At 64.2% G+C, this 6,570-nt stretch carries 6 protein-coding genes and 1 pseudogene; 2 read left to right on the forward strand and 5 right to left on the reverse strand.

Going from position 1 to position 6,570, the window contains the following annotated elements; all coding sequences use genetic code 11:
- Both WA702_RS04770 and WA702_RS04775 read right to left on the reverse strand, forming a co-directional pair.
- A partial coding sequence (locus WA702_RS04770) for an acyl-CoA dehydrogenase family protein (protein ID WP_425109385.1) occupies window positions 1–290 on the reverse strand: 290 nt, incomplete at its 3' end.
- Between the two features lie 4 nt (window positions 291–294).
- A complete protein-coding gene (locus WA702_RS04775; RefSeq protein ID WP_425109386.1) occupies window positions 295–1,506 on the reverse strand; it encodes a CaiB/BaiF CoA transferase family protein in 1,212 nt (403 codons plus the stop codon).
- A 983-nt stretch (window positions 1,507–2,489) separates the two neighbouring features.
- Here WA702_RS04775 and WA702_RS04780 point away from each other — a divergent pair.
- The gene (locus WA702_RS04780; RefSeq protein WP_425109387.1) at window positions 2,490–3,056 is read left to right on the forward strand and encodes a DinB family protein; all 567 of its coding nucleotides are present in this window, start codon (window positions 2,490–2,492) and stop codon (window positions 3,054–3,056) included.
- Window positions 3,057–3,120: 64 nt separating this feature from the next.
- Here WA702_RS04780 and WA702_RS04785 read toward each other — a convergent pair whose 3' ends face one another.
- Window positions 3,121–3,729: a CGNR zinc finger domain-containing protein gene (locus tag WA702_RS04785; RefSeq protein WP_425109388.1), complete on the reverse strand. Its 609-nt coding sequence runs from the start codon at window positions 3,727–3,729 to the stop codon at window positions 3,121–3,123.
- 93 nt (window positions 3,730–3,822) lie between these two features.
- Here WA702_RS04785 and WA702_RS04790 point away from each other — a divergent pair, with 93 nt between their 5' ends.
- Complete coding sequence (locus WA702_RS04790; protein ID WP_425109389.1) at window positions 3,823–4,698, forward strand: EamA family transporter; 876 nt, start codon at window positions 3,823–3,825, stop codon at window positions 4,696–4,698.
- A gap of 63 nt (window positions 4,699–4,761) precedes the next feature.
- On the opposite strand, the gene WA702_RS04795 is transcribed toward WA702_RS04790, so the two are convergent.
- A complete protein-coding gene (locus WA702_RS04795; protein WP_425109390.1) occupies window positions 4,762–5,931 on the reverse strand; it encodes an acetyl-CoA acetyltransferase in 1,170 nt (389 codons plus the stop codon).
- A 27-nt stretch (window positions 5,932–5,958) separates the two neighbouring features.
- Window positions 5,959–6,570: pseudogene (locus WA702_RS04800) on the reverse strand (D-erythronate dehydrogenase); the annotation flags it as partial.

Consider the following 6,570-nt stretch of genomic DNA (forward strand, 5'->3'; position numbering starts at 1 on the left):
TTGAGCCCGAACACGTTCATGTGGATCGCCGACGCGCCCGACATGCCAGCGCCGGACTCGGAGATGGTGCGCATCATGATCGCGGCATCGAGAATACCGAGCCCCGAGCCGCCATACTCCTCCGGGATGCAGATGCCGAGCCAGCCGGCCTCGGCCATCGCCTTGTGGAAATCGGCGGGAAAGCCGCCCTCCTTGTCCTTCTTCAGCCAATAGGCATCGTCGAAGCGCGTGCAGATTTTTGCGACGGCATCACGGATCGATTCCTGGTTGGCGGACAGCGCGAAATCCATGGCGTTACTCCTTAGATGCCGTGGGCGCCGGCCGCGTCACGCCGTCGCGGATCATCGCCGCGATCTCGTCGGACGAGAATCCCGCTTCGCGCAGGATCGCATCGCCATGCTCATTGAGCCGCGGTGCCAACCGCTTCGGCTCGGCCTTGGTATCGGACCAGGTCGCAGAGACGCGCATGCTGCGGATCGGGCCTTCGGTCGGATGCTCGACCACGGGAAAGAATTCGGTCGCGACCAGGTGCGGGTCTTCCAGCACGCTTTCGAGATCGTGCATCGGCATGACCGGCACGTCGGCCTTGGTCAGCAGCTCCGTCCACTCGGCGGTGGTGCGGGTCTCGAAAATGCGCGCCAGTTCGCCATAGACCGTATCGATATTGACCGCGCGGCCGGCAAAGCTCGCAAAGCGCGGATCGTCGCGCAGGTCGTTGCGGCCCGAGGCCTCGAAGAACGAATTCCACTGCTTGTCGTTGTAGACGATGACGCAGAGATAGCCGTCTGATGTTTTGTACGGGCGACGATCACGCGAGAGATGCCGCGCATAACCGCCCTTGTCGAGCGGCGGCTGATAGGTGAGGCCGCCCATATGGTCGCCCATCACGAAGCCCGTCATGGTCTCGAACATCGGGATGTCCACGCGCTGGCCCTTGCCGGTGCGGTCGCGGTTGACGAGGCTAGCGCAGATCGCGCCGACGGCGGTGAGGCCGACGATGCGGTCGACCAATGCATTCGGCACATAGCGCGGCGTATCGTCGCCGCCGACCGCCATCAGATGCGCGAGCCCTGCCCCGCCCTGGATCAGATCGTCATAAGCAGGCTTGGCAGCATAGGGCCCGTCCTGGCCGAAACCGAACACGCCGGCATAGATCAGCCGCGGATTGAGTGCGGAGACGACCTCATAGCCGAGGTTGAGCCGCGCCATCGCCTGCGGACGGACGTTGTAGACCAGCACGTCGGCATCCCTGAGAAGCCGCAGCACAGCCTCGCGGCCGGCGGGCTTCTTCAAATCGAGGCAGATCGAGCGCTTGCTGCGATTGGTGTTCAGGAAGACCGGCCCCATGCCGGGATGGCGCGTCGGACCGATCAGCCGGGTGACGTCGCCTTCGGGCGATTCCACCTTGATCACGTCGGCGCCGTAATCGCCGAGCGTCTGGGTGGCATAAGGCCCCATCAACACTGTCGTCATGTCGATGACCTTGATGCCCGCAAGCGGTCCCATAATGGCGTCGGCTCCCTGGTGTCAGTTTCGAAGTCGACCTAACGGCAGCCATCGCGCGAGCGCAAGCATGGCTGGCGTATGGGGGTATGCGCTAGGCTCGCTCCGCCGCGCGCAGGGGCTGATAAGCCAGTCCCTCATCACATCATTCCGCAAGACGGGCGCAAGCTGCACGTCACATCATCGCTGTCGTCACCCGCGAAGGCGGGAGAGCCAGTAGACACCGGCATATCGAGTCACACGACTGCCGCGGCGTACTGGGTGCCCCACCTGCGCGGGGTCGAGAGTCAAATGCATACCTTCTCGCGGCGCTGATCGCGTCCGAGCTGTTCCATCAACTTACCCTCCATCGATCGGAGGGCGCAGGGAAGGCCGGGCGTTGGCCTCGCCCATGGCCCGCCTGCAGAAAGAAATGCAGGCGGCAGGAACCACAGGTTTGGCCGAAACAACCCGGCCTTCCCTGCACGAATGGCGTTACGGCTTATACGCGCTCTCCTCGGGGACCGGCGTTCTTGCCCCCGTCATCGGCATCGTCGCCAACTTGGCATCAGCACCGGGATGCCAGGACCACACGATTTCGCCGTCCTGTCCGTATTGTTCGTCCGCTCGCGAACAGCGCGCTGCAACACCGACAGGCCATCGCATCCCGCCCCGCGTGTCGTGACGATCGCGAAGCGCCCCTCGTATCGGAACGGGACGACGCTACAGTACACATTTTCTGAAAAAGAGAAAGTAAAATATTTTTGCCGACAGGGCTGGACAGCCAAATCAGCTTGTTCCCGCTCGCAAAAATCGCGTTTCGGGCAGACCGATTTTCGTTCAGACGGCGCGGCGGAACGCGCGCACCGTTCTGTCCCGAGAAAATCTGTCGATCCACCGAACTGCGTCGACATCCCCCGGGTCCATTCGCTGCTGCGTTCCCGGCACAACGCCGCTATAATGACGTCGGTCGCATCATTTCCGCCTTCTGCATCAACAGCAACCAGATGCCTGCCGATCTCATTCAGCCCTTTCGCGCACTCGCCTACAACAACGCCTGGGCCAACCACCGCCTGCTCACGGCCTGTGAACAACTGACTGAGGGAGAATTCGCGGCCGCGCGCACCGGCTTCTTCCCCAGCCTGCAGCGCACGCTCAACCACATCTACGTCATCGACCTGTTCTATATCGATGCGCTGGAAGGCGGATGGCTCGGACCGCGTGCCTGGGAGAACGAGCTGCCGTTTCCATCGCTTGCGCAGCTGAAGCCGGCGCAGGCCGCGATGCACCGGCGCCTGATCGCGTTCTGCGAGGCACAGACACCGGCGAGCCTCACCGATATCATCCGGATCAATCGCGACACACGGGTACAGAACGAGCGCTGCGACCGCCTGCTGATGCACCTGTTCCAGCACCAGATCCATCATCGCGGCCAGGCGCACGCAATGCTGTCAGGAACGAGCGTTGCTCCACCTCAGCTCGACGAGTTCTTTGCGGCCGATGAAGCTCCGCTCCGGGCTAATGAGTTCGCCGAGCTGAGTTGGACCGAGGAGACAGTATGGCGCGGCAGCTAGATCATGATGGAATTGAAAAATCGCATCATGATCTCATCTCGTCTGAAGCTCCAGACCTGTCTGCTCAAGCTCCTCCGCCCTTGCGGGCGCGATGGCGGCGCGCCTTGGCGACATTGCCGCAATCGCCCATTGAACACCAGCGCCGGTTCTTGCGCCTGCTGTCATCGACGAAGAGCCAGCCGCAGCCGCGATCGTCTTCGCATTGCTTGATCCGATCCGCACGAGGACCAGTGATCAGCGCGGCTGCTGATAGCGCGATCGGCCGGAGCAGATCCTCTGCTGTCTCGGGCGACGCCGTCGCGCTCCAGCTTGGCCCGCGATCGCGCCACTGAAGACGGAGCGCGGACGGACGCCCCACGAACGCGCTGAAATATGCCATCACCGCGGCGTCGGCCGGCCGCCGGTTGATCACACTCACAAGCAGCGCGTAGATGGCCTCGCGCAGGCGCAAGGCGGAGTCATAGACGGTCGCGGCCGTTTCGGGCCGCGCCTTCCAGGCGGATGCCAAGACCTGGCTTTCGTCTGGGGCGATCACATCGTTCTGCTGCAGCCAGCGCAGCAGAACCTCAGGCGAACCGAGGCGCTCCTCGCTGGGATCCTGTAACCGCCAGGCAACCGTGTTCACGAAACGGATCGCGAGATCCTCAGGCTGTCGAGATGAACTCGATGGCATGGCATGTCCTGGAGCTGGAACGAACGTCGTCCGATCCGGTTGGAGCTCACATCATAACCTTTTAACGGGTTACGAACAATGTGGCTATCCAAGGTGGCCCTCCCGGCGGCCTTCGCCGTAATCTATCTCGTCTGGGGTGGAACCTATCTGGCGGTGGCGCTTGCGCTGCATTCCATCCCGCCGTTCCTGTTGATGGGCTCGCGATCGGTGGTCGGCGGAGGCCTCTTGCTCGCCGCTGCATGGTTCGGCAGCCGGACTGTCGACGCGGGAACATGGGTGCGCGCCGCCATATGCGGCCTGCTCTTGTTCGTAGGCTGTCACGGCATCTTGGCCTATGCGCAGCAGCGAGTATCGAGCGGCCTCGCCGCGGTTCTTCTCGCCACCATTCCGTTCTGGATCGCGGTGATCGGCGCGATGATGCCGGGCGGTCAACGCCCCGGCTGGAAACAGCTTGTCCTGCTCGCGGTGGGACTCGCCGGCGTTACGCTTGCCGTGTTGGGCCGCGGCAAAGATACGCCGGGCAGCACCGCATACGCCGATATTGCGCTGCTCGTCGCTGCCGCGTTCTCCTGGGCCGCCGGGACGACACTCTCGGAGCGCTGGTCGCCAAAGGACAGGGAAGTCGCGTTTTCCGGCATCGCACTATCAGCCGGAGGCGCCGTCCTCGTGCTGATGAGCGCGTGGCGAGGCGAGGTCACGTCGTTCCATATCAACGATGTTTCGGGGATCGCGATCGCAGCCTGGCTTTATCTGACGCTGGCCGGCACGATCCTCGCCTTCGCCGCTTACGTCTGGCTGTTGAAGCAGGTATCTCCGGCATTGGTCGCGACCTACACCTTCGTCAATCCGCTGATCGCGCTGGCGTTGGGCTGGGCGGTGCTGGGAGAGAAAGTCGGCGTCGCCATGGCGCTGGGCGCGCTGTTGGTCATTGCGTCGGTCGGCGGACTGCTTGCGGCGCGGCGGGCGTAGTCGCGAGAGCCGACCGGCGTCCCGGCCTTGCGCCGGGACGCCGATGTGGCTTGGAGCGGCCGCCTACTTCGCCGGCTCGAGGATCGAGACGTAGTTGGCGACCGCGGCGCCACCCATATTGAAGATGCCGCCGAGTTTGACGTTCGGAAGCTGCATGCCCTCGGGCGCCGTGCCTGTCAGCTGCATCGCGGTCATCACGTGCATGGAGACGCCGGTGGCGCCGATCGGATGGCCCTTGGCCTTCAATCCGCCGGAGGGATTGACCGGCAGCTTGCCGTCCTTCTGGGTCCAGCCCTCCTTGATGGCGCGCGCGCCCTGCCCCCTGGGCGTCAGGCCCATCGCCTCGTATTCGATCAGTTCGGCGACGGTGAAGCAGTCATGGGTCTCGACGAAGGAGAGGTCTGACAGCGTGACGCCGGCTTTCTCCAGCGCGCGCTGCCAGGCCACGGTGCAGCCTTCGAACTGCAGGATGTCGCGCTTTGACATCGGCAGGAAGTCCTGCGCGTGCGCCGTGGCGCGGATATTCACCGCCTTGCCCATGCGCTTCGCGGTCTCGGCGTCAGTCAGCACCAGGGCTGCCGCCCCGTCCGATACCAGCGAGCAGTCGGTGCGCTTCAGCGGACCGGCGACGTAGGGATTCTTCTCGCTCTCGGCGCGGCAGAACTCGAAGCCGAAATCCTTGCGCATCTGCGCATAGGGATTGGCGACGCCGTTCTTGTGGTTCTTGGCCGCGATCATGGCGAGCGCGTCGGACTGGTCGCCATATTTCTGGAAATAGCTCTGCGCGATCTTGCCGAACACGCCGGCAAAGCCGCCGACCGTGTCGCCATCCTCGGGCAGATAGGACGCCTTCAACAGGTTCTTGCCGATCTCGGGACCCGGCGTCCGCGTCATCTGCTCGACGCCGACGACGAGCACGATCTTGGCCGCGCCTGCCTGGATCGCACGGATGCCCTGATGCACGGCGGCCGATCCCGTCGCGCAGGCATTCTCCACCCGTGTCGTCGGCTTGAAGCGCAGCGCGGGATCGGCCTGCAGCACCAGCGAGGCCGTGAAGTCCTGCGGCGAGAAGCCAGCGTTGAAATGGCCGAGCACGATCTCGTCGACGTCACCGGCCGCGATGCCGGCGTCGGCCAGGGCTTCATTCGCGACCTTGACGACGAGACCTTCCACGGTCTCGGCATCGAACTTGCCGAACGGTGTATGCGCCCATCCGACGATGCTGGCAGTCATGATGTCTCTCCCGGAAGCAAGATCAACTCAGGGAACGAAGTTTCCACCCAATTCGTCCTCGATGTGAATACGGATGATGTCATCGAAGCTATGCTCTTCCGTGGTGAATCCAAGCGCGCGGGCGCGGCTCGCGTCGAAGTTCCGTGGCCAGCCGGCGACGATGCCGACGATGAACGGATCGGGCAGGCGCTTGATCCGCGCGGCGACCTTGTCGCCGGCGACGCGCTTCAAGGCTGCGATCTGCTCGCCGACGGTGGCGGAGAGACCAGGCATGGTGAGATTGCGGCGCGGACCGATCTTACCGGTATCCATGGTCGCGGCATGCAGCAGGAAGCCGACCGCCGAGCGCGGCGTGGCGTGCCAGTGGCGGACGTCCTCGGACACCGGCAGCACCGCCTCGTGGCCGGCCAGCGGCTCGCGCAGGATGTTGGAGAAGAAGCCGCTCGCCGCCTTGTTCGGCGTGCCGGGGCGGATGCAGATGGTCGGCAGGCGGATGCCGACGCCTTCGAAGAAGCCGCGGCGGCTGTAGTCCGCGAGCAGCAGCTCTCCGATCGCCTTCTGGGTACCATAGCTCAGCAGCGGCGTATGGAAGAACTCGTCGCCAATGGCGTCGGGGAACGGCGCGCCGAACACCGCGAT

The sequence above is a fragment of the Bradyrhizobium sp. genome (genome assembly GCF_049798375.1).
In the GTDB taxonomy this organism is placed as follows: Bacteria; Pseudomonadota; Alphaproteobacteria; order Rhizobiales; family Xanthobacteraceae; genus Bradyrhizobium.